Source organism: Geobacillus sp. WSUCF1 (assembly GCF_000422025.1).
Classification (GTDB): Bacteria; Bacillota; Bacilli; order Bacillales; family Anoxybacillaceae; genus Geobacillus; species Geobacillus zalihae.
The window spans coordinates 1-22,061 of sequence record NZ_ATCO01000112.1 but is presented as its reverse complement, the minus strand read 5'-3'; the positions used below and the strand labels follow the sequence as shown (position 1 = coordinate 22,061).

Here is a 22,061-nt window from a genome sequence, read left to right as displayed (position 1 = left end):
AGATAAAAAGAAACGATGTTTCTTATTACGAAACGAAGGAGGGCGCTCATGCTTTCATTGACATGGATTGAGGAGCTGCAGGCGTTTTTGCATCCAGAACAGATCAAACGGAATGAATCGTTCCATCCCCTCGGCAATGATGGGGCGGTGGCCGTCTATCCGCGAGCAGAGGAAGAAATCGCTGCGGTGCTCCGCTATGCCGACCGCCATGGCAAAAAAGTCGTCATCGCTGGACGCGGCACAAAACGGGGATTTGGCGGGCAGCGGGAACAGGCAGACATCTTGTTGTCGTTGGAACACTATACCGGCATTGTCGAACATGCGGCCGCTGATATGACGGTCACCGTCAAGGCAGGAACGAAATTTGGCGATTTGCAGCGCGCGCTCGCCCCGTATCGGCAAAAGGTCGCCTTAGATCCGTTTTGGCCGGAGGAAGCGACGATCGGCGGAGTGATTGCGGCCAACGACAGCGGACCGAAGCGTCTCGGCTACGGGTCGGCGCGCGATTCCGTCATCGGGATGCGCATCGTGTACCCAGATGGGACGATCATCCGTTCAGGCGGCAAAGTCGTGAAAAACGTCGCCGGCTACGATATGAACAAGCTGTTCATTGGAGCGATGGGGACGCTCGGCGTGTTGAGCGAGATCACGCTCAAGCTCCGGCCGCTGCCAAAATATGAAAGTGTTGTTTTATTGTCATTTCCAACCGGCGATGTTCATGATATTCGCTCGTTTGCGGTTTCCTTCCTTGATACGATGATGGAGCCGGTTTGCTTTGAACTGCTTAACCCGGCGCTTTCCGAGCGGCTGACGGGACGGCCGGTTTATACGCTTGTGATCGGGTTTGAAGATGTGGAAAACGCCGTCCATTACCAAGAACAATGGGTGGAACGGCTGCGGCCGAAAGCGGTGGAAATGTCCATTTTAGCCGGCGAAGAGACAGCGGCGTTTTGGCGGACGTTTTACACGATTGCACCGAACGGGCGTCTGGAGCAGGCGGAAAACAGTGTTGAAGCGGCAGTGAAAATCGGGGTTGTCAACTTGGATGTGCTTTCGGTCTTGCGTGAAAGCGTTTTAATCGCTGACCGTTGCCATGTCCGCATCGAGGCGCACGGCGGATTGGGCCACGGGCTTTGTCAGGCGTATGTACATGGGAGTGAAGAAGGAGTGTTGGCGGCAATAGAGGAGCTGCGTCAGGCAGCGGTTCGCCTGGGCGGCTACGCGATTGTGAAACATTTGCCGCTTTCGCTGCGCCAGCGCGTCGACGTCTGGGGCGGAAAGCCGTCGTACTTTTTCCTGCTCGAAGGCATTAAGCGAAAAATCGATCCGAACAAAACGGTCAACGATCAACGCTTTATTGGGGGGATTTAATGATGAGCACGATGACCAATGAGCGGGCGGACAGCCCGGCGTGTGCGACCGCGAGTCTTGGAAACTATCGTTTTCACGATTTGCCGGACCCGAGCAAGTGGGCTGATTGCGTTCATTGCGGCATGTGTTTAGAATCATGCCCGACGTACGAACAGACGGGTGAAGAACAGCACTCTCCGCGCGGCCGCGTTCATTTGATGAAGTCGGTCGGCGAAGGGAAGCTTGAGTTGACGCCTGATTTGCTCGATCCGATTTTTACGTGCTTGGATTGCCGTGCATGCACGACGGCTTGCCCGGCCGATGTCGATGTCGGTGGGCTCATTGAACAAGTGCGCGGCCAGCTCCGCCAGGCGGTTCCGCTCACCGGTTGGAAGGCGCTTGTCAGCGACGTTTTCTTAAAAGGCATTTTTCCGCATCCGTCGCGCCTCGATTGGCTCGGCCGCCTGCTGAAATGGTACCAAAAAAGCGGCTTGCAGACGGTGGCGCGCAAAACCGGACTGCTGCGTGTCATGCCCGATCACTTGGCTGAGATGGAGGCGATTTTGCCAGCGGTCGGTACGCCGGTTCGGAGAAAGTATAAACATCAGCCGCTCATTAAGGCGAAGGGGGAAACAAAGCGAACCGTCGCGATTTTGACCGGATGCGTCATGGATGTTATGTTTAGTGATATTAACGAAGCGACGATCCGTGTGTTGACCCATAACGGCAACGATGTCGTCATCGTCCCGAACCAGACGTGCTGCGGGGCGCTTCACGTTCACGCCGGCGACCGCGAAACCGGCCGGAAGCTCGCCAAGCAAAATATTGAGGCGTTTCAACATGTCGACCATGTCATCGTTAACGCCGCCGGCTGCGGCTGCATGTTGAAAGAATATCCGGAACTGTTCCGCCATGACCCGGAATGGCATGAAAAGGCGGAGCAATTTGCCGCCAAAGTTGAGGATGTGTCCAAATTTTTGCATGACACGGGCTTCAAACCACCGAAAGCGGAATTGAACGTGCGCCTCACCTACCATGATGCGTGCCATTTGGCCCATGGCCAGGGCATCCGCCAAGAGCCGCGCGCTTTGATTGAAAGCATTCCGGGGGTGGAAATGGTCGCCATGCCAAACGCCGATCGTTGCTGCGGCAGCGCCGGCATTTACAACCTCACCCATCCGGAGATGGCACAAGCGGTGCTTGAGAGCAAAATGCAACACGTGCCGCAAGAGGTGGAGCTGATCTCGATGGGCAATCCAGGCTGCATGCTGCAAATGGCGCTTGGCGTCATGAAACATGGACGAAACCAAAAAATCGTCCATACGGTGCAGCTGCTCGATTGGGCGTACCAAAAAGAAGAAGGGAAGGACGTGCGCATATGAGAAAACGGCCGATTGCAACGAACAACCCGCACATCCAAGCGCTCGCCCGCATTGTCGGCGAAACGGCAATTTTGTACCGGAAGGAAGATTTAATGGCGTACGACTGCGACGGCTTCACCGTCCACCGCCATTTGCCAAGGGCGGTTGTATTTCCAAACAGCACGGAGCAAGTGGCGGCGGTCGTCAAATACTGCCATGAGCATGATCTTCCGTTTCTCGCCCGCGGCGCCGGCACGGGGTTAAGCGGCGGGGCGATTCCGCTAAACGGCGAAGTCGTCATCAGCCTAACGCGGATGAAGCGGCTGTTGCACGTCGATCTCGAAAACCGGCGCGCCGTCGTCGAGCCGGGGTTTGTCAACTTGAAGTTGACGAACTCGGTCGCCCACCGCGGCTATTACTATGCGCCCGACCCGTCAAGCCAATATTGCTGCACGATCGGCGGCAACGTCGCGGAAAACGCTGGCGGCGCCCACTGCTTAAAATACGGAGTGACGACGAACCATATTTTAGGGCTTGAAGTCGTCTTGCCGAACGGCGAAGTGATTGAAATCGGCGGAAACGGCGTTCCCGATCCGCCAGGCTACGATTTGCTCGGGCTGCTGACCGGGTCGGAAGGGACGCTTGGCATCGTGACAAAAATCACCGTCCGTTTGTTGAAAAATCCCGAGGCCAAACAGACGGTGCTCGCCTATTTTGACGAAGTGGAAGATGCGAGCCAGACCGTTTCTGACATCATTTCCGCTGGAATCGTGCCGGCGGCGCTCGAGATGATGGACCAAACGGCCATCGAGGCGGTCGAAGCGGCCGCGTTTCCGGTCGGGCATCCGAAAGACATCGCCGCGCTGTTGCTCATTGAAGTGGACGGCATTTCCGCCGGGATCGACGAACAAATCAACGATATTTTAACGATTTGCCGCCGCCATCATGTGCGCGAAGTGAAAGTCGCCCAGTCAGAGGAAGAACGGGCCCGCTGGTGGGCGAACCGGAAAACCGGCTTTGGCGCCATGGGGGCGATTTCGCCTGACTATTTAGTGCAAGATGGCGTCATTCCGCGCAGCCGGCTGCCGGAAGTGCTGCGGGAAATCGCCGATATCAGCCGCAAGTATGGACTGAGAATCGCAAACATTTTCCACGCCGGCGACGGCAATTTGCACCCGCTTGTGTTGTTTGATGCGAGCAAGCCTGGGGAGACGGAGCGGGCGCTTGCCGCCGGAAGCGAATGCCTCAAGGCGTGCGCGGCGGTCGGCGGATCAATTACAGGGGAACATGGCGTTGGCATTGAGAAAAAAGAAGAGATGCGCTTCATTTTCACTGATGAGGAAATTTTGGCGCAAACGGCAATCCGCGACGTGTTTAACCCGAAAAACTTGCTCAACGCCGGCAAGCTGTTCCCGACGCCGGGGCGTTGTGTAGAGACAAAGACGCCGTCGACAGTGAAATGAAAATTTTTTGAAAACGATTGCCAGTCATTTCGTTTCATGGTATCATCTTTTTAGAGAAATTGAGAAACGATGTTTCGTAATAAGAAACAAGAGAGGGGAAGAGAATAATGGGCGAATACGTACAAAAAGGGAACATCCAAGTCGCCAAAGTGTTGTACGACTTTGTCAACGAGGAGCTTCTGCCGAACAGCGGGTTGGATCAAGACAAGTTTTGGAGCGATTTCGGCGCGCTCATTTCCGACTTGACGCCGCGCAACAAAGAATTGCTCGCCCGCCGCGACGAAATTCAAGAAAAATTGAATGAGTGGCATAAAGCGCATCGCGGCCGCTTTGATTTTAACGAATATAAAGCATTTTTGACAGACATCGGCTATTTGGAGCCGGAAGTCGAGGACTTTGAGATTACGACCGACAATGTCGATGATGAAATTGCCGTGCAAGCCGGGCCGCAGCTCGTCGTTCCGTTGACGAACGCCCGCTATGCATTAAACGCTGCCAACGCCCGTTGGGGCAGCCTGTACGACGCGCTGTACGGCACCGATGCCATCAGCGAAGAAGACGGCGCCGAGCGCGGTTCGTCGTACAACCCGGTGCGCGGGGCGAAAGTCATCGCCTACGGGCGGCAGTTTTTAGATGAAGCGGTGCCGCTGGCGCAATATTCCCATAAAGACGCTGTCCAGTACGCCATTGTTGATGGCCAGCTTGTCGTGACGACAGAAGGCGGGGCGACGACGGGGCTGAAAGAGCCGGAAAAATTCGTCGGCTTCCAAGGCGACCCGCAACATCCGACAGCGGTGTTGCTGAAGAACAATGGCCTTCACATTGAAATTCAAATCGACCGCGAGCATGCGGTCGGAAAAACGGATCAAGCCGGGGTCAAAGACATTGTCCTAGAAGCGGCCGTGACAACGATCATGGACGGTGAAGATTCGGTGGCGGCCGTTGACGCCGAAGACAAAGTGCTCGTTTACCGCAACTTGTTTGGTCTCGTTAAAGGCGATTTGACAGCGACATTTGAGAAAAACGGCAAAATCATGACGCGCTCCCTGAACCCGGATCGCGTATACAAAACGCCGGATGGCGGGGAGCTCGTGCTGCCGGGCCGTTCGCTCATGTTCGTGCGCAACGTCGGGCACTTAATGACGAACAACGCGATCTTGCATGCGAATGGCGAGGAAGTGCATGAAGGGATCATGGACGCCGTCATTACAAGCTTGATTATGAAACATTCGCTCATCGGCAATACACGCTACTTGAATTCGCGCAAAGGTTCCATCTACATCGTCAAGCCGAAAATGCACGGATCGGCGGAAGTGGCGTTTGCCAATGAGCTGTTTGACCGCGTCGAAGACATGCTCGGCCTCGAGCGGAACACGATCAAAATCGGCGTCATGGATGAAGAGCGGCGGACGTCGCTCAACTTGAAAAACTGCATCTACCAAGTGCGCGACCGCATCGTCTTCATCAACACCGGCTTCCTCGACCGGACGGGCGACGAGATTCATACATCGATGGAAGCAGGGCCGATGCTGCGCAAAAACGAGATGAAATCATCGACTTGGCTGCAGGCGTATGAAAAATCGAACGTCGCCGTTGGGCTTGCCGCCGGCTTCCGCGGCCGGGCGCAAATCGGCAAAGGAATGTGGCGATGCCGGATTTGATGGCAGAAATGCTGAAGCAAAAAGGAGCGCAGCTCAAAGCAGGCGCCAATACGGCATGGGTGCCGTCGCCGACAGCGGCCACACTCCATGCGCTTCATTACCATCAAGTGAACGTCTCCGCTGTGCAAAGCGAACTGGCGAACGATCGGAACGATTATCGCGACGACATTTTGCAAATTCCGGTTGTCGACAACCCGCAATGGACGGCAGAGGAAATTCAAGAAGAAATCGACAACAACTGCCAGAGCATTTTAGGCTATGTCGTCCGCTGGATCGACCAAGGGATCGGCTGCTCGAAAGTGCCGGACATTCACAACGTCGGACTGATGGAAGACCGGGCGACGCTTCGCATCTCGAGCCAAATTCTCGCCAACTGGCTCCATCATGGCATTTGCACGAAAGAGCAAGTGCTTGAGACGCTCAAGCGGATGGCAAAAGTCGTCGACGAACAAAACGCCGGCGATCCGAACTATCGTCCGATGGCGCCGAATTACGATGATTCGGTGGCGTTCCAAGCGGCGTGCGATCTCATTTTCCGCGGCTATGAACAGCCAAACGGCTATACCGAGCCGATTTTGCACCGCCGCCGTCAAGAAGCAAAAGCGAAATTTGCCGCCATTCAGCAATAAACGCCAAAAGCTGTATAAGGAACAAGGGATGGATGACCTTGTTCCTTCCTATCTATTTTGATCAGAAAATTAAGAAAATAAATAGAGAAAGGAGGCAGCTCCTAGTTACTACTGGCCGGGTTGTCAAACGCAAAGCAGCACAAAAGGCGGTACAAGGGGATAGGGGAAGGCTAGTAGCTAGGGATCAGTGATGGAACATTTGCGAGAACGAGCGTTGCTTGTCCATCGGCAGGCAAGAGGAAAGCTGTCAGTTGAAGTGAAAGTGCCGGTCGTGAATGCCAATGATTTAAGTCTCATTTATTCGCCGGGAGTGGCTGAACCGTGCAAAGAAATTTACGTCGACCAAGACGAAATGTACAACTATACAGTGAAGGGAAATTTTGTCGCCGTCGTCTCGAATGGCACGGCGGTGCTTGGGCTTGGCAACATTGGCGCGCGGGCGGCGCTTCCGGTCATGGAAGGGAAAGCCGCCTTGTTCAAAGCGTTCGCCGGGATCGATGCCGTGCCGCTTTGCCTCGATACGGAAGATCCGGAACAAATCATTCAAACGGTCAAGTTGCTGGAACCGGCGTTTGGGGGCATCAATTTGGAAGATATCGCCGCCCCCGCCTGCTTTGTCATTGAAGAGCGTCTTCGCCAAGAGATGGCGATCCCGGTGTTTCATGATGATCAGCATGGCACGGCGATTGTCGTGGCCGCTGGGCTGACGAACGCCTTGAAAGTGGTTGGCAAACAGCTTGCCGATTGCCGGGTTGTCATCAACGGCGCCGGCGCTGCCGGGGTGGCGATCGCCAAATTGCTGCTGTCGATCGGAGTCGGCGAACTGATCGTTTGCGACACAAAAGGAGCGATTTATGAAGGGCGCTCGCATGGGATGAACGCTATCAAGGAAGAAATCGCCCGGCAAACGAATCACCGCCGTATCTCCGGGACGCTTGCGGACGTCATTCAAGGCGCGGATGTGTTTATCGGTGTCTCGGTTGCTGGGGCGTTGACGCCGGCGATGGTTCGGACGATGAACCGCGGGGCGGTCGTATTCGCCTTGGCCAATCCGGTGCCTGAGATCATGCCGGATGAGGCAAAAGCCGCCGGCGCCGCCGTGGTCGCGACCGGCCGGTCGGATTTGCCGAACCAAGTGAACAACGTGTTGGCGTTCCCTGGCATTTTCCGCGGCGCGCTCGATGTGCGGGCGACGCAAATTAATGAGGCGATGAAAATTGCCGCTGCCGAAGCCATCGCCGGGCTCATCCAGCCGGAAGAGCTGACGGAAGAGTATGTCATCCCGAACCCGTTTGACCGGCGCGTCGTCGAGGCCGTCGCTTCCGCCGTCGCCCGTGCCGCCATGGAGACCGGGGTGGCTCGAGTCAAGGAAAAAGTTGAGGAACAAAATCGTGTCAGAGAGGGGTAGCCATCGATGAAATTTGCCCGTTTTTTCGCTGATGGCGCGATTCGCGCCGGTGTGGTGAACGGTGAAGTGATCCGCGAAATCGAAGGAAATATGTTCACCGCTTGGGATTATACGGGAAACGTATTTCGCTATGATCGCGTTTCGCTCGTGGCGCCGCTTGCGCCGCGCCATGTGATCGGCATTGGCGCCAACTATGTGGCCTCCAGTGAACAGCTGCCGGTGGAACTGCCAGATATTCCTGTCTTTTTCTTTAAACCATCCTCGTCGGTCGTCGGGCCGGAAGCGGAGGTGGTCATTCCGAGCGGGGTTGGTGAAGTGAAATTTGAATCCGAGCTGGCGGTTGTGATCGGCAAAGAGGCAAAACAGGTGAGCGAAGAAGACGTGTGGTCGTATATTTTCGGCTATACGGTCGCCAACGATGTCACCGCGCCGCAGTTTTTCCACCCGGACGGCCATTGGACGATCGGAAAATCGTTCGATACGTTTACACCGCTCGGCCCGGTCATTGAAACAGAGCTCGATCCTCGGGCTGTATCGGTGAAAGCGCGGGTCAATGGTGAAGAAAAGCAGAACAGCTCGACCAAGCTGATGATCATTTCCATCAGCAAAATGATTTCGTATTTGTCTCATGTCATGACGCTGCAACCGGGCGACGTCATTTTGACGGGAAGCCCGGTCGGCGCCGAGCTTGTCGGCCCGGGGACGGTCATTGAATGCGATGTGGACGGCATCGGCACGCTCCGCAATACGTTCGTCGCCGCCAAAGCGCCAGCCGTTTCCATCCGACGTTCATAACGAACCTGCGGCATCTCTGGGCCAAACAAGGCATCAGGCGCGTCCTGACGGTGAATACGTTCCGTCCGTTAAGGCGGCGCTCGCTGCCATGCGCGCCTGCGCTGCTCTCCCGCCTGCAAAAGCCCGGCTGTTCGTGTATAATGGCGAGCGGAGAGAACAAATCGAGGTGAATGCGATGGAACGAGAAAACACGGTCAAATCGGTCCGCCGGGCGCTGCAAATTATCGAAATCGTCAGCACGAAAAAGGACGGGCTGGGCGTGACGGAAATCGCGAAACAAATGGACATCAACAAAAGTTCGGTGTACCGCATTTTAACGACGCTTGCCCAATACGGCTATATCGAACAACATCCGGAAACGGAGCGGTATAAGCTCGGCTACAAGTTTTTAGAGCTCAGCTCAAAGCTGCTTGATTCGATCGATTTGCGCCAAGAGGCGAAGCCATATTTGCGCGAGCTCGAAAAAGAAACGAACGAGGTCATCCACCTCGTCGTCTATGATCAAGGGGAAGTCATTTATATTGAAAAATTGGAAGGAACGGAGACGCTGCGCATGCACTCCAAAGTCGGCAAGCGGGCTCCGATGCATTGCACGGCGGTCGGCAAGGCCATTTTAGCCCATTTGCCGCCCGCGGTGGCTGCAGAGATCATCGATCGGAAAGGACTGCCGAAGCATACCGATTGGACAATCACCGACCGCGAGGCATTTTTCCGCGAACTTGAGACCGTCCGGCAAAACGGGTATGCGCTTGACTTGGAAGAAAACGAGTACGGTATCCGATGTGTTGCCGTTCCGATTTTTGACTATACCGGCGGCGTCGTCGCGGCGATCAGCGTTTCCGGCCCGACGATCCGCATGACGGACGACCGCATCACATCGCTCACTGTGCGCATGCGGCAGATCGGCAAAGAACTGTCGGCAAGGCTCGGCTATCGTGGAGCCCATTCCGTCCAGCTGTAGCGGCTGGACGTTTTTTTGTGCCAAGAAGAATGACCCATGTGGATGCCGCCTTGGCGGGGAAGATGAGAGGAAGGCATCCTTTTTCCAAAACTGTTCAGATACAATCGAACGTTCTGTCGTTCGGCCGGCTCCGATATATCGGTTGTCTGCCAGTTTGAAACGAGACAGGACTGCCTCTGGGTGGGCGTTTTTTGTAGTGCAAACAAACGGAATGCATGTAAAATAGAAACGAGGTGATATGCGACGTGAGAAAACAGACGCTGTCGGAATGGATCGAACAGCTTCGCCAAGATCCGAATGTCGTGTATTGGCATGAAATCGAACCGAAAGAAGCGAATTTCGTTCCGTTTCCAGACGAACTCGATCCGCGGCTTGGCGCGGCGCTCAAAGCGCGCGGCATCGCTTCGTTGTATACGCACCAGGCGGCCGCTTATGACGCGGTCCAAAGCGGGCGGAACATTGTCGCCGTGACGCCGACCGCTTCAGGGAAAACGCTTTGCTACAATTTGCCGGTGCTCGATGCCATTGCCAAAGAGCCATCGAGCCGCGCCCTGTATATCTTTCCAACGAAGGCGCTCGCTCAAGATCAAAGAAATGAACTAAACGAGATCATCGCCGAGATGGGGGTGTCGATTTACAGCCATACATACGACGGCGACACGGCGCCGGCGCTGCGGCAAAAAATCCGTCAAGCGGGCCATATTGTCATCACCAACCCAGATATGCTCCATACGGCCATTTTGCCGCACCATACGAAATGGATTTCTCTTTTTGAACAGCTGCGCTACGTCGTCATCGATGAACTGCATACATACCGCGGCGTATTCGGCAGCCATGTGGCGAACGTCATCCGCCGCTTAAAGCGCATTTGCGCCTTTTACGGGAGTCGACCAACGTTTATTTGCACGTCGGCGACGATCGCCAATCCGAAAGAGTTGGCGGAGCGGCTGATCGGCGAACCGGTGACGCTTATTGACAACAATGGGGCGCCGCGCGGGCGGAAATATTTCGTGTTTTACAATCCGCCGGTTGTCGAGCGGACGATGAACATCCGCCAAAGCGCGACAAAAACGGCCGTTGAGCTCGCAAGACAGCTGCTTGTCAACCGCATTCCGACGATCGTTTTCGCCCGCAGCCGCGTCCGTGTCGAGTTGATTTTAAGCCATTTGCAGGCGGTGGTGAACGAACGAATCGGCGATACGACGATCCGCGGCTACCGCGGCGGCTACTTGCCGAACGAGCGGCGCGCCATTGAAAAAGGGTTGCGCAGCGGGGAGATTATCGGTGTGGTGAGCACGAATGCGCTCGAGCTCGGTGTTGATATCGGCCAATTGCAAGCGTGCATCTTAACAGGGTATCCGGGAACGATCGCCAGCACGTGGCAGCAAGCCGGGCGCGCCGGCCGGCGCCAGGGCGATTCGCTCGTTGTGATGATCGCAAGCGCAAGCCCCCTCGATCAGTACATCATCTCCCATCCAGAATACTTTTTCGCCCGCTCGCCGGAGGCGGCGCGCATCAACCCGGACAATCTGCTCATTTTGGTCGATCATATCAAATGCGCCGCCTATGAGCTTCCGTTCCGGCGCGGCGAGACGTTCGGCGGCGTCGAGGTCGAAGAGGTGCTCGACTTTTTGGCCGAGCAAGGGGTGCTAAACGAACGCGCTGGGCGCTGGCATTGGATGAGCGACGCGTTTCCGGCGCATGATATCAGTTTGCGCTCCGCAGCTCAGGAAAACGTCGTCATCATCGATATTTCCGACACCGCCCGCCATCGCGTCATTGGCGAAATGGACCGCTTCAGCGCGATGACGCTGCTTCATGATGAAGCGATTTATTTGCACGAAGGAGCACAATACCAAGTCGAAAAGCTCGACTGGGAGGAGAAAAAGGCGTACGTCCGCCAAGTGGATGTGGAATATTTTACGGACGCCAATTTGGCTGTCCGGCTTGATGTGCTGTCGGAAGACCGGAGCGAAACGCGCGGACAAATGGCGGTGCGTTACGGTGATGTATCGGTCCGAGCGATGGCGACGATTTTTAAAAAGCTGAAGCTGTCGACGTTTGAAAACATCGGATCAGGGCCGATCCGGCTTCCCGAGGAAACGCTGCATACATCGGCGGCGTGGATCGAGTGGGAGGCGGTGCCGTCACGGTTTTCCCCGGCGCTGTTTGAACAACTCCTTGTCGGCATCGCCAATGTGCTTGGTCATCTCGTGCCGGTGTTTGTCATGTGCGACCGCTCCGATCTTCACGTCGTGCCGCAGCTTAAGGCGCCGCATTCCGGACGGCCGACGATTTTCCTTTATGATCGCTATCCAGGCGGAGTCGGCCTGTCGGAGGCGGTGTTTGAACGGTATGAAGAGATCATGAAACATGTGAAAGAATGGGTCGAACGTTGCCCGTGTGCGGACGGCTGCCCATCGTGCATCGGCATTTCAAGCGCTGACGGACCGTCGTTGAAGCGCGAACTTGTCCAGTTTTTGGACGAACAACTTGCCGTTTGGGCCGGTCCGTCCGTTTAAGCGTCGTCATGCGTGTTTTTGCCGAGTGTGGGAGAATCAACTTATAGAAGCAAGCCGACGTCAAGCAAGGAGGGGGTGAACGGATGAAGCCGAAGTTGGCGCAATGGAAAGAATTGCTTGCCGCCCGGCATAAAAAGGAGAACGATGAAGAAAAAGAAGAAGAGAAACCGGACGGACGACCTGTGACGGACGTGCCGTATGCCGACGTTTGGCGGGAGTACGGCGCCAAGCCGTATTGGTTTGCCGGCGATTACTGCCTCATTCGGGAAACGGTGTATCCGCTTGACTATCAGCACGGCCGCTATCGGCTCGGAGCGCTGTATGAAGTGCACGAAAGATGGCAGGAAGCGCCGTTTTCCCATCCGCTCTCCTGCCGCGGCTTTGCCGTTCGCGACTTATTCTTTTTTGACACGGAGACGATGGGACTTTCAAGCGGGGCGGGAAACATCATGTTCTTGCTTGGCCACGCCCGCATTCTTGGCGATTTCGTCACCATCCGCCAGCATCTTCTGCCATACCCAGGGGCGGAAGTGGCGCTCTATCAAAGTTTTTTGTCTGACGTCGATTATACGACGCTTGTTACCTATAATGGAAAAGCGTTCGACTGGCCGCGCCTGAAAACGCGCCATGCGCTTGTCCGCAACATGGTGCCAAAATTGCCAGCGTTCGGTCATTTTGATTTGTATCACGCCGCCCGCCGCTTATGGAAAGACAAATTGGATTCGCTGCGCCTTTCGGAAGTGGAGCGGCACATTCTCCATGTCGAGCGGGGCGATGATGTGCCGGGCTTTTTGGCGCCGATGATGTACAAGGAGTTTTTGCAAACGCCCCATCCAGACCGGCTCATGCCAGTATTGCGCCATAACGAGCGCGACGTGTTGTCGCTCATTGCTCTCTACATTCACCTATCCGTTCAGCTGCTTGAAGCGGACCGGCTCGCTGACCCCAAGGAGCAGTTGGCCGCCGCCCGTTGGTTCGAAGCGGTCGGGGAAACAGCGGCTGCAAGGGGGGTGTACGAGGAGGCGAGCGGCAAAGGGGCGAAGGAAGCGCAGGCGGCGAAATGGCAGCTTTCGCTTTTATACCGAAAAGAAAAACGATATGAAGAGGCTGCTCTCCTTTGGCGCGACTTGTTGATCCACGGAAATGGCTATTGGAAGGCGAAGGCCGGGCTTGAACTGGCGAAGGTGTATGAACATTATTTCCGGGATGCGGCCGAAGCGCACCGTTATGCCGTTATGGCATATGAAGCGTGGCGGTCGCTCGCTAGGATGAGCCGACAACATAGCGAGAAAGAAGAAGCGGAATGGCGCAGGCGGCTCGCGCGGCTTGAACGCAAGAAAAACGGGTGAGAACTCGTCCATTTCCCTGGCAAGCGCAAAATATGACAGAAAACGAAAATGTTTCGTCTTTTTGTTGTGAATCTTGTAGAAAAAAGAAAAAACGTGTACAATGGCATCGGAATGAACGAAAACGATGGCAGGGAGAAGAAGACGATGCGGAGCATGTACAAAAAAATTTTGTATCTCTTTTTTATTGTCGTCGGTTTGACGTTTGTCGTGTTCAATTATATCTATTAATGAACGTCAGAGAGGCCGGCGCCGCATAACGGATTCAAAAAGACGAATGACGATGCCAAAACGTCCGAAGCACCGGGGGCGAGAGAGCCGGTAGATTGTTGGCGCGAATGGCTCTTCAAAATGGGTGTTTATACTAGTACGAGTCCACTCCGTTCATCATAGGCTAGTATTGTCAAGCAACAGCCTAAATTGATGAAAGGAGAGGAATATGATGCATTGCCTGCCGAATGTAACGGCGCCGATCGTTCATCCGCCTCGTTGCAACGTTTTGCATCATTTCGAAGCAACGATTGTGCCGCATATCCATCCATCGCATACGACGCATGTTTATCATCACCTGTATGAACATCAACATTATTTCCCGCATACGGAATCGGCGGTGGCTCAGGCTGCCAATCGCCATCTGTACTGCCCGGGTCCGGGACCGATGCCATTTCCGCCGTTTCCGTTGCGATAGTAAGGGCCAAAAACAGAAGCCGCTTTGTCGGCTTCTGTTTTTTTACGGATGGAAAACGCCGGCAGCCGGCGGCGTTTGGGCGGGAGGACGGCGTTTCGGCGCCGCCGGGAAGTCTGCGTGGGCGCCATGCGGCTTCCCGATCGATGCGGCAAGCCATCCGTCAATTGACAACCGGCTGAATTTCTGAAAAAATAAAGAGAAGATGATCGTTGAATGCGGATTGAGGTGAAAAGCCATGTCAGCCCATCAAGTGAAACTGACGCCGAAAGACATTTTAGAAAAGGAATTTAAGGTAAGCATACGGGGGTACAACCAAGACGAAGTGGATCAATTTTTGGATCTCATTATTAAAGATTATGAAGCATTTCAGCAAGAAATTGACGAGCTGCGCCAGGAAAACGCCCGGCTGAAGCGGCAAGTCGAGGAGCTTCAAAAACGGCCGGCGATGTCGGCGGGAACGACGAACTACGACATTTTGCAGCGCCTTTCCAACTTAGAAAAGCATGTGTTTGGCCGGAAACTGTATGAATAACCAGCCGGCAGGGCGAAGTTGATGCAGGGATTTCTAATTTTTTCTTCTTGATTCTCACACCAAGATCAGCTATACTGTAAGATGCTCGCAGCGTTAATCATGTTCGGGTAATCGCTGCGGCCGGTTTCGGCCGTAGAGGAAAGTCCATGCTCGCACGGTGCTGAGATGCCCGTAGTGTTCGTGCCTAGCGAATCCATAAGCTAGGGCAGTCTGGCTTCGGCTGGGCTGACGGCGGGGAAAGAACCTACGTCCGCATGCGGATATGGTTCGATTACCCTGAAAGTGCCACAGTGACGCAGCTCTAAGGGAAACCTTAGAGGTGGAACGCGGTAAACCCCACGAGCGAGAAACCCAAATGATGGTAGGGGCACCTTCCCGAAGGAAATGAACGGAGGGAAGGACAGGCGGCGTACGCTGCCTGTAGATAGATGATTACCGCCGGAGTACGAGGCGAAAGCCGCTTGCAGTACGAAGGTACAGAACATGGCTTACAGAACATGATTAACGCGGTGATTGGAATCGTGGGAAAGCCCTCCTGCAGGAAGGAGGGCTTTCTCTTTTGTGTGTTTTCCTTCCATATGACTATAATGGAAGTATAGGCCATGAATGAGGATACATACACCTATCAGATAGGGGGAACAGGATGACTTCGTTTTCGCTGATTGCCACGGCCGCGATGGGGCTCGAATCAGTCGTCGCGGAAGAAGTGCGCCGGCTTGGCTATGAGTGCCAAGTGGAGAACGGCAAAGTGACGTTTGAAGGCGATGCGCTCGCCATTTGCCGGGCCAACCTTTGGCTGCGCACTGCTGACCGCGTGAAGCTGAAAGTCGGTGAGTTTCGAGCGACGACGTTTGAGGAGTTGTTTGAACAAACGAAGGCGTTGCCATGGGCCGATTACTTGCCGAAAGATGCCGAGTTTCCGGTGATCGGGAAGTCGGTCAAATCAACGCTGTTCAGCGTTTCCGACTGCCAAGCCATTGTGAAAAAGGCAGTCGTCGAAAGCTTAAAAGCGCGCTATCATTTGTCGTGGTTCCCGGAAACCGGGCCGTTGTATCGGATCGAGGTGGCGCTTCACAAAGATATCGCTACGTTGACGATCGATACAAGCGGCGCCGGGCTGCATAAACGCGGCTACCGTGCTCGCCAAGGGGAGGCGCCGCTAAGAGAGACGCTCGCGGCCGCCTTAGTGTTGCTCACCAATTGGACGCCCGAGCGCCCGTTTGTCGATCCGTTTTGTGGGTCGGGCACGATTGCCATTGAGGCGGCGCTGATCGGCCAAAACATCGCCCCAGGGTTTAACCGGGATTTCGTCTCAGAGCAATGGCCGTGGATCGGGGAATCGGTATGGGAAGAGGCGCGCCAAGAGGCGGAACAGATGGCGCGTTACGACCAACCGCTTGATATTTGCGGGATTGACCTTGACCCGCACATGGTCGAGATCGCCAAGATGAATGCAGCCGAAGCGGGGCTTTCCGATCTCATTTCTTTTCGGGAGGGCCGCGCCGAGCAGTTTCGGACCGATGCACAATACGGGGTGATCGTCGGCAACCCGCCATACGGCGAACGGCTTGGCGAACAACGGGAGGTCGAAGCGCTCTATCGCGCCATCGGCCGCGCCTTCGCCGCCTTGGATACGTGGTCGGTGTACATTTTAACCGCCCACCGCGGTTTTGAAACGCATTACGGCCGCCCGGCGACGAAGCGGCGCAAACTGTTTAACGGCTTTATTGAAACGCATTACTACCAGTACTGGGGGCCGCGGCCGCCGCGCGAAGCTCGAAGTTGACTTCTCGGCGGCCATCGATCATAATATTGTTTTGTTACTAGGGATCGGGCGCGCAACAAACTTGTTGCGCGCTTATGCATGATATGCCGGGGGAGTTTATGCCAATTGGAGGGGTGGCGACGATGGGCCATGAGCGTTATCCGTTTGTTGTAGAAAAAAATGAAAACTTTTTTGATAAGTTGAGCCAGTGGATCGGCGATGTTTTTTATGACATTTTGCCGGAAGCCGGCTTTGAGCTGCGCGACGAGCAAATTTATATGGCGTTTCAGCTCGAGCGGGCGTTTCGAGAAAAAAAGGTGATCTTCGCCGAAGCGGGAGTTGGCACAGGGAAAACGATCGTGTATTTGTTGTATGCGATTTGTTACGCCCGTTATACAGGCAAGCCGGCCATTATCGCCTGCGCCGATGAGACGCTCATTGAGCAGCTCGTCAAAAAGGAAGGCGATATTGCGAAGCTATCCAACGTGCTCGGGCTGGAAATCGACGTCCGGCTGGCGAAATCGCCGGATCAATATTTATGTTTGAATAAACTGGAAGAAGTGACGACGTATGACGATGACGACATCGAGCTGTATGAGCAAATTTACGATGAACTTCCGGCCTTCGTCCATGACAACAAACCGTTGCAGTCGTTCTACCGCTACGGCGACCGAAAAGAATACGCCCACCTGACTGATGAACAGTGGAAAAAAATCGCCTGGGATCCGTTTCAAGACTGTTTCACGTGCGAAAAGCGGCATCGCTGCGGACAGACGCTTTGGCGCGACTATTACCGGAAGGCGGCGGATTTGATCGTCTGCTCGCACGATTTTTATATGGAACATGTTTGGACGTATGAAGCGCGCAAGCGGGAAGGACAGCTGCCGCTGTTGCCGGAAGCGAGCTGTGTCGTGTTTGACGAAGGGCATTTATTGGAGTTCGCTGCGCAAAAGGCGTTGACATATCGAATGAAAGAGACGACGCTTGAGACGTTGCTGACACGTCTTCTTGAAAACGACATCCGTGAAGAGCTCGCCTATTTAATTGAGGAGACGCTGGAGACGAGCACGCGCTTTTTTGATGAGCTGAAAGCGTGCGCGAAAGACGTTCCGGGTTCGAACCGGAAAGAAATTTTGCCGTCGCCGCGTCTTGAACAATGGGCGAAGCGGCTCCGCGGCCAAATGGTCGAAATCGGCAACGAGCTTGTGTTTGAAAGCGAGACGTATACGATCGATCATTACCAGCTGAACATTGTGATGAATATTTGGATCAAATCCAGTATTCACTCGATTTGTTTTTGAAAAACGCCGACGCCATTACGTGGCTTGAGTCGTCGCGTCAAGAGGCGACGTTTGTCGTCATGCCGCGCACCGTTCAGGAAGTGTTGCGCGAAAAAGTGTTCGCGAAACGCATGCCGTTTGTCTTTTCATCGGCAACACTATCAAACGGAAAATCATTCCAATATATAGCGCAAAGCTTAGGCATTGATGACTATTTATCGTTCAGCGTGCCGTCGCCGTTTGATTACGACGAACAGATGACGATTTTTATGCCGACGTTCCGCGCGGATGAGACGCTGTTTGCCAAAAAATACGCATATGCGCTTGAAAAATTGCGCGAAACCGGAGGCCGGGCGCTCATCTTGTTCCCGACGCGCGAGGAGCTTCTTCAGTTTAAAGAGGCGGCAGCCGGCGAACCATTTTCGTTTTTGTTTGAAGGCGACCGCGAAATCAGCGATTTGGTCGCTGAATTTCAGCGCGAGGAAGAGACGGTGCTTTGTTCTGAACATTTATGGGAGGGGCTGGACATCCCGGGGCCGTCGCTGTCGAACGTCATGATTTGGTCGCTGCCGTATCCGCCGAATGATCCGGTGTTTCAGGCGAAGCGAAAAGCGTATAGCAACCCGTTTTGGGACGTCGATGTGCCGTATATGCTTCTTCGCCTTCGCCAAGGAGTCGGACGGCTCATCCGCACGCGCGACGACTGCGGCATCGTTTCCATTTTCGTCACCGACAGGGAAGATGAACGGGTCATTGCGGCGATCAAAGACGTGTTGCCGACAGCGGTGAGGGAAGAATGATATTCTTCCCTTTTTCATTTTCCACAAAAATAGCATTTTCTCGCTGGCAAGCAGGAAAATGGCACCTTGTTATGGAAATGATGATACGGCCATGAAATACATAGGGGGACTGAGTATAGTGAAACCAATCGAAGCGCAGTTTTTGCAATACGTGAAAAAAATGACGGGCTACCGCGAAGCGATTGGCCTCATGTATTGGGATTTGCGGACTGGCGCCCCGAAAAAAGGGGTCGAGCAGCGATCAGAAGTGATCGGCATGCTGTCAGAAGAAGTGTTTCGCATGTCGACATCCGAGGAGATGGCGGCCTTTATTGCCAAGCTGTCGCCCAAAGCCGTCTATGAAGAGCTCGATGATGTGACAAAGAAAACGCTTGATGAATGCAAAAAAGAATACGAGCGCAATAAAAAAATTCCAGCGGATGAATACAAAGAGTTTGTCGTGCTTTGTTCCAAAGCGGAAAGCGTTTGGGAAGAAGCGAAAGCGGCTGCTGATTTCGCCCGGTTTCGCCCGTATTTGGAGCAAATCATCGAGTTTCAGCGCCGCTTTATCCGTTATTGGGGGTATGAAGGACACCCGTATAATACGCTGCTCGATCAATACGAGCCGGGCATGACCGTCGATTTGCTTGACGAACTGTTCAGCCGCCTGCGCGAACGCATCGTCCCGCTTGTGCACGCCATTTCCGCCGCGTCCAACAAGCCGGATGTGTCCTTTTTGTTCGCGCCGTTTCCAAAAGAAAAGCAGCGCGCTTTTCTGCTTGAGTTGCTTAAAGAGCTCGGCTATGATTTTGGCAAGGGGAGGCTTGATGAGACGGTCCATCCATTTGCGATCGGGCTCAACCCGAACGATGTGCGCATTACGACGCGCTACGACGAGCGCGACTTCCGCACCGCGGTGTTTGGCACGATCCATGAATGCGGCCATGCGCTGTATGAACAACACATTTCCGAGTCGCTTGTCGGCACTCCGCTTGCAAGCGGGGCGTCGATGGGCATTCATGAATCGCAGTCGCTCTTTTTTGAAAATATGATCGGACGCCACTATGCGTTTTGGAAGCGGCATTACCCGCGCCTTTTGCAATACGCGCCCACGCAGTTCGCCGACGTTTCGCTTGATGCGTTTTACCGGGCGATCAATGAAGCGAAGCCGTCGCTCATTCGTATTGAAGCGGACGAACTGACGTATCCGCTCCATATTATCATCCGCTATGAAATCGAAAAGCAGCTGTTTGCTGGGGAGCTGGAAGCAATCGACTTGCCGGATGTATGGAATGAGAAATATGAACAATACCTTGGCATCCGCCCGCACAACGATGCGGTCGGCGTGTTGCAGGACGTCCATTGGTCCGGCGGCAGCTTCGGCTATTTCCCATCGTATGCGCTTGGCTATATGTATGCGGCGCAATTCAAGCAAGCGATGGAAAAAGAGTTGGATGTAGCTGGGCTGCTTGAAGAGGGGAACATCGCACCGATCCGTGAATGGTTGACCGTTCATATCCACCAGTTTGGAAAAATGAAAAAGCCGCTCGAACTTGTGCGCGATGCGACGGGCGAAACGCTGAAAGCCGATTATCTTATTCAATATTTAGAAGAAAAATATAAGGCGCTTTATCGATTATAGAACAGGCGCGTCAGTGCAAACATCGTTCTTACGCTGTTCGTTTCGTTTTTCTGTCGACAAAGTCCTATTATGTCTCGGTTTTATGCACATAAAGAGGAAGGTGTCCCGATCGCTTGGGGACACCTTCTTGTTTCACCATAATTTGTATCCTTTCGACCCCGGCGGAGCGTTTTGAATGATGTCGATGATCGGCACCGTATAGGCGATCAAAATGAGCGCAACGACGAGGCCGATCCAAAGCTTCCAGTTTTCAAGCGCCAGTGCAGCCCGTTCATACGGAGCAGCTGCCTCGGCGACCGGAAACTCCGTTTCGCCTTTCGGGGCGAAAAAGGCCAAGTTGATCACGATGACGAGAATCAAAATAATGCCGATGAACAAGATGGTGCCGCCGACCGCTTGCGCGATTTGGTACGGAATCCATTCAAGCGCTTGCGGCGAATTGCCGTACGTTGAGAACGCCGAGCGCCGCGGTGCGCCGAGCAGACCGGCAAAATGCATCGAGCCGGACATGAACGTCATCCCAACCGCCCAAACGATCGTTTGAATGATGGCGAGCCGGTTCATCGCTTTCGTCATCACACGGCCGGTCAAATGCGGAATGAGCCAGTATGACGCACCAAAAAATGTTAGGACGACAGTCGTTGCCACCGTTAAATGGAAGTGGCCGGTCACCCAAATCGTATTATGGACGACTTGGTTGAGTTGGTGCGAGGCGTTAATAATCCCGCCGGTGCCGGCCGGAATGAAAAACAGCATTCCGACAAACGGAGCGAAAAAGCGGGCGTCGCTCCACGGGAGTTTCCGCAGCCAGCCGAACAAGCCGGTCGCTCCCTGCGAGCGGCCGTACGATTCAAACGTCGCAAACATGGCGAACGCGGTCATGAGCGACGGAATGATGACCATGAACGTCAAGACGACTTGCACGTATTTCCAAAACGGCGAAATCCCCGGCTCAAGCAATTGGTGATGGAAGCCGACCGGAATCGAAAACAGCAAAAACAAGATAAACGCCAGCCGCGCGAGTGAATCGGAGAACATTTTGCCGCCGATCACTTTCGGAATGACGGCGTACCAAACCATATACGCCGGCAATAGCCAGAAGTAGACGAGCGGATGCCCGAAATACCAAAACAGCGTCCGGCTCAAGAGCACGTTCACCCGGTCGGTGAGCCCGAGCGACCATGGAATGAGCTGAAAGACAACGGTGGCGGCGACGCCAAGCGAACAGACGAGCCATAGCACCATATTCGTCACTGACATGAACGCCAGCAGCGGGCTCACTTGACCGCGGTGCGTTTTCCGCCAGCGGGCATAATGAGCGAACATCGCAAAGCCGCTCACCCAGCTGCCGACGACGACAAGCGCCAAGCCGATGTAAAAGCCAGCGTGCGCCTGAAGCGGCGCGTAAAACGTATATAAGACAGACGCCTGGCCGGTTAGGATGAAAAAGGCTGTGCAGGCCGTCCCTGACGTCATCATCCAAAAACCGATCCAGCCGAGCCGGCGCGAACCGTCCGAGAGCGCTCCGGTCGTGCGGCTGACGGCGGCAAACTGGAAGCCGATAATGAAAAACGTCGTCAGCACAAGCCCAAGCAAGACGCCGTGCGTCGTCAAAATCGTGTAATAGCTGATCCCAGCCGGGAGCTCAAACTTGCCGGAACGGACTAATGTTTGCAATAGGCCGGCGAACCCCCCGAGCGCGAGGCGGCAAAGGCGACGAACAAATGGGCAAGCGCCAGTTTCGCATCGCGGCGATCGACTTTTTCCAACGGTTGTGCCATGTTACTCCACCACCTTAATGCGCGCCGTCATCATATGGTGGCCGGCGCCGCAATATTCGTTGCAAAGAATTGTATACTCGCCCGGTTTGTCAAACGTG

General features: G+C 54.5%; 13 protein-coding genes, 1 other RNA gene and 4 pseudogenes. 15 read left to right on the top strand and 3 right to left on the bottom strand.

Annotated features, from left to right (window positions below):
* Positions 1 to 48: 48 nt before the first annotated feature.
* The 10 genes and pseudogenes from I656_RS05340 (at position 49) to I656_RS05380 (ending at position 14,184) form a co-directional block, all read left to right on the top strand.
* Positions 49 to 1,371 (top strand): FAD-binding oxidoreductase, encoded by a 1,323-nt coding sequence (locus I656_RS05340; RefSeq protein ID WP_020755699.1) that lies wholly within the window; start codon positions 49 to 51, stop codon positions 1,369 to 1,371.
* Positions 1,371 to 2,732: a (Fe-S)-binding protein gene (locus I656_RS05345; RefSeq protein ID WP_014195676.1), complete on the top strand. Its 1,362-nt coding sequence runs from the start codon at positions 1,371 to 1,373 to the stop codon at positions 2,730 to 2,732. The genes I656_RS05340 and I656_RS05345 overlap by 1 nt, the downstream gene beginning before the upstream one ends.
* Positions 2,729 to 4,174, top strand: a complete 1,446-nt coding sequence (locus tag I656_RS05350) for an FAD-linked oxidase C-terminal domain-containing protein (protein ID WP_033006033.1) — start codon at positions 2,729 to 2,731, stop codon at positions 4,172 to 4,174. The genes I656_RS05345 and I656_RS05350 overlap by 4 nt, the downstream gene beginning before the upstream one ends.
* Before the next feature lie 107 nt (positions 4,175 to 4,281).
* Positions 4,282 to 6,464: pseudogene (locus I656_RS0116020) on the top strand (malate synthase G).
* Between the two features lie 190 nt (positions 6,465 to 6,654).
* On the top strand, positions 6,655 to 7,872 hold the full coding sequence (locus tag I656_RS05355) for an NADP-dependent malic enzyme (protein WP_011231030.1): 1,218 nt from the start codon (positions 6,655 to 6,657) through the stop codon (positions 7,870 to 7,872).
* Between the two features lie 6 nt (positions 7,873 to 7,878).
* Positions 7,879 to 8,667 carry a fumarylacetoacetate hydrolase family protein gene (locus tag I656_RS05360; protein WP_015374715.1) on the top strand — a complete coding sequence of 263 codons (789 nt, stop codon included), beginning with the start codon at positions 7,879 to 7,881 and terminating at the stop codon, positions 8,665 to 8,667.
* A 175-nt stretch (positions 8,668 to 8,842) separates the two neighbouring features.
* Positions 8,843 to 9,628 (top strand): IclR family transcriptional regulator, encoded by a 786-nt coding sequence (locus I656_RS0116015; RefSeq protein WP_031213154.1) that lies wholly within the window; start codon positions 8,843 to 8,845, stop codon positions 9,626 to 9,628.
* Positions 9,629 to 9,873: 245 nt separating this feature from the next.
* Positions 9,874 to 12,150, top strand: coding sequence for a DEAD/DEAH box helicase (locus I656_RS05365; RefSeq protein WP_015374717.1), 2,277 nt, complete (start codon positions 9,874 to 9,876; stop codon positions 12,148 to 12,150).
* 83 nt (positions 12,151 to 12,233) lie between these two features.
* Positions 12,234 to 13,499, top strand: a complete 1,266-nt coding sequence (locus tag I656_RS05370) for a ribonuclease H-like domain-containing protein (protein ID WP_015374718.1) — start codon at positions 12,234 to 12,236, stop codon at positions 13,497 to 13,499.
* A 439-nt stretch (positions 13,500 to 13,938) separates the two neighbouring features.
* Positions 13,939 to 14,184, top strand: coding sequence for a CotD family spore coat protein (locus I656_RS05380; protein WP_025950050.1), 246 nt, complete (start codon positions 13,939 to 13,941; stop codon positions 14,182 to 14,184).
* A gap of 42 nt (positions 14,185 to 14,226) precedes the next feature.
* Here I656_RS05380 and I656_RS05385 read toward each other — a convergent pair whose 3' ends face one another.
* On the bottom strand, positions 14,227 to 14,421 hold the full coding sequence (locus I656_RS05385; RefSeq protein WP_014195685.1) for a hypothetical protein: 195 nt from the start codon (positions 14,419 to 14,421) through the stop codon (positions 14,227 to 14,229).
* Between I656_RS05385 and gpsB the strand changes: the two genes are divergently transcribed.
* The 5 genes and pseudogenes from gpsB to I656_RS05400 all read left to right on the top strand — a co-directional run bounded on the left by gpsB (position 14,420) and on the right by I656_RS05400 (position 20,182).
* The gene (gene gpsB, locus I656_RS05390; RefSeq protein WP_011231037.1) at positions 14,420 to 14,716 is read left to right on the top strand and encodes a cell division regulator GpsB; all 297 of its coding nucleotides are present in this window, start codon (positions 14,420 to 14,422) and stop codon (positions 14,714 to 14,716) included. The genes I656_RS05385 and gpsB overlap by 2 nt on opposite strands.
* Positions 14,717 to 14,815: 99 nt before the next feature.
* An RNA gene (gene rnpB / locus I656_RS18065) (RNase P RNA component class B) lies at positions 14,816 to 15,212 on the top strand.
* 147 nt (positions 15,213 to 15,359) lie between these two features.
* On the top strand, positions 15,360 to 16,502 hold the full coding sequence (locus I656_RS05395; protein WP_014195686.1) for a class I SAM-dependent RNA methyltransferase: 1,143 nt from the start codon (positions 15,360 to 15,362) through the stop codon (positions 16,500 to 16,502).
* A 122-nt stretch (positions 16,503 to 16,624) separates the two neighbouring features.
* Positions 16,625 to 18,561 (top strand): annotated as a pseudogene (locus I656_RS0116010) (ATP-dependent DNA helicase).
* A gap of 118 nt (positions 18,562 to 18,679) precedes the next feature.
* Positions 18,680 to 20,182, top strand: a complete 1,503-nt coding sequence (locus I656_RS05400; protein WP_015374721.1) for a carboxypeptidase M32 — start codon at positions 18,680 to 18,682, stop codon at positions 20,180 to 20,182.
* 132 nt (positions 20,183 to 20,314) lie between these two features.
* Here I656_RS05400 and I656_RS05405 read toward each other — a convergent pair.
* Both I656_RS05405 and I656_RS0116005 read right to left on the bottom strand, forming a co-directional pair.
* A pseudogene (locus I656_RS05405) lies at positions 20,315 to 21,963 on the bottom strand (b(o/a)3-type cytochrome-c oxidase subunit 1).
* Position 21,964: 1 nt separating this feature from the next.
* Positions 21,965 to 22,061 (bottom strand): annotated as a pseudogene (locus tag I656_RS0116005) (cytochrome B5); the annotation flags it as partial.

Coding starts and splice junctions, on each gene's coding strand:
- I656_RS05385 (WP_014195685.1), bottom strand. CDS start 14,421: ATGGCTTTTCACCTCAATCCGCATTCAACGATCATCTTCTCTTTATTT.
- I656_RS05340 (WP_020755699.1), top strand. CDS start 49: ATGCTTTCATTGACATGGATTGAGGAGCTGCAGGCGTTTTTGCATCCA.
- gpsB (WP_011231037.1), top strand. CDS start 14,420: ATGTCAGCCCATCAAGTGAAACTGACGCCGAAAGACATTTTAGAAAAG.
- I656_RS05355 (WP_011231030.1), top strand. CDS start 6,655: ATGGAACATTTGCGAGAACGAGCGTTGCTTGTCCATCGGCAGGCAAGA.
- I656_RS05345 (WP_014195676.1), top strand. CDS start 1,371: ATGATGAGCACGATGACCAATGAGCGGGCGGACAGCCCGGCGTGTGCG.
- I656_RS0116015 (WP_031213154.1), top strand. CDS start 8,843: ATGGAACGAGAAAACACGGTCAAATCGGTCCGCCGGGCGCTGCAAATT.
- I656_RS05360 (WP_015374715.1), top strand. CDS start 7,879: ATGAAATTTGCCCGTTTTTTCGCTGATGGCGCGATTCGCGCCGGTGTG.
- I656_RS05350 (WP_033006033.1), top strand. CDS start 2,729: ATGAGAAAACGGCCGATTGCAACGAACAACCCGCACATCCAAGCGCTC.
- I656_RS05395 (WP_014195686.1), top strand. CDS start 15,360: ATGACTTCGTTTTCGCTGATTGCCACGGCCGCGATGGGGCTCGAATCA.
- I656_RS05370 (WP_015374718.1), top strand. CDS start 12,234: ATGAAGCCGAAGTTGGCGCAATGGAAAGAATTGCTTGCCGCCCGGCAT.
- I656_RS05380 (WP_025950050.1), top strand. CDS start 13,939: ATGCATTGCCTGCCGAATGTAACGGCGCCGATCGTTCATCCGCCTCGT.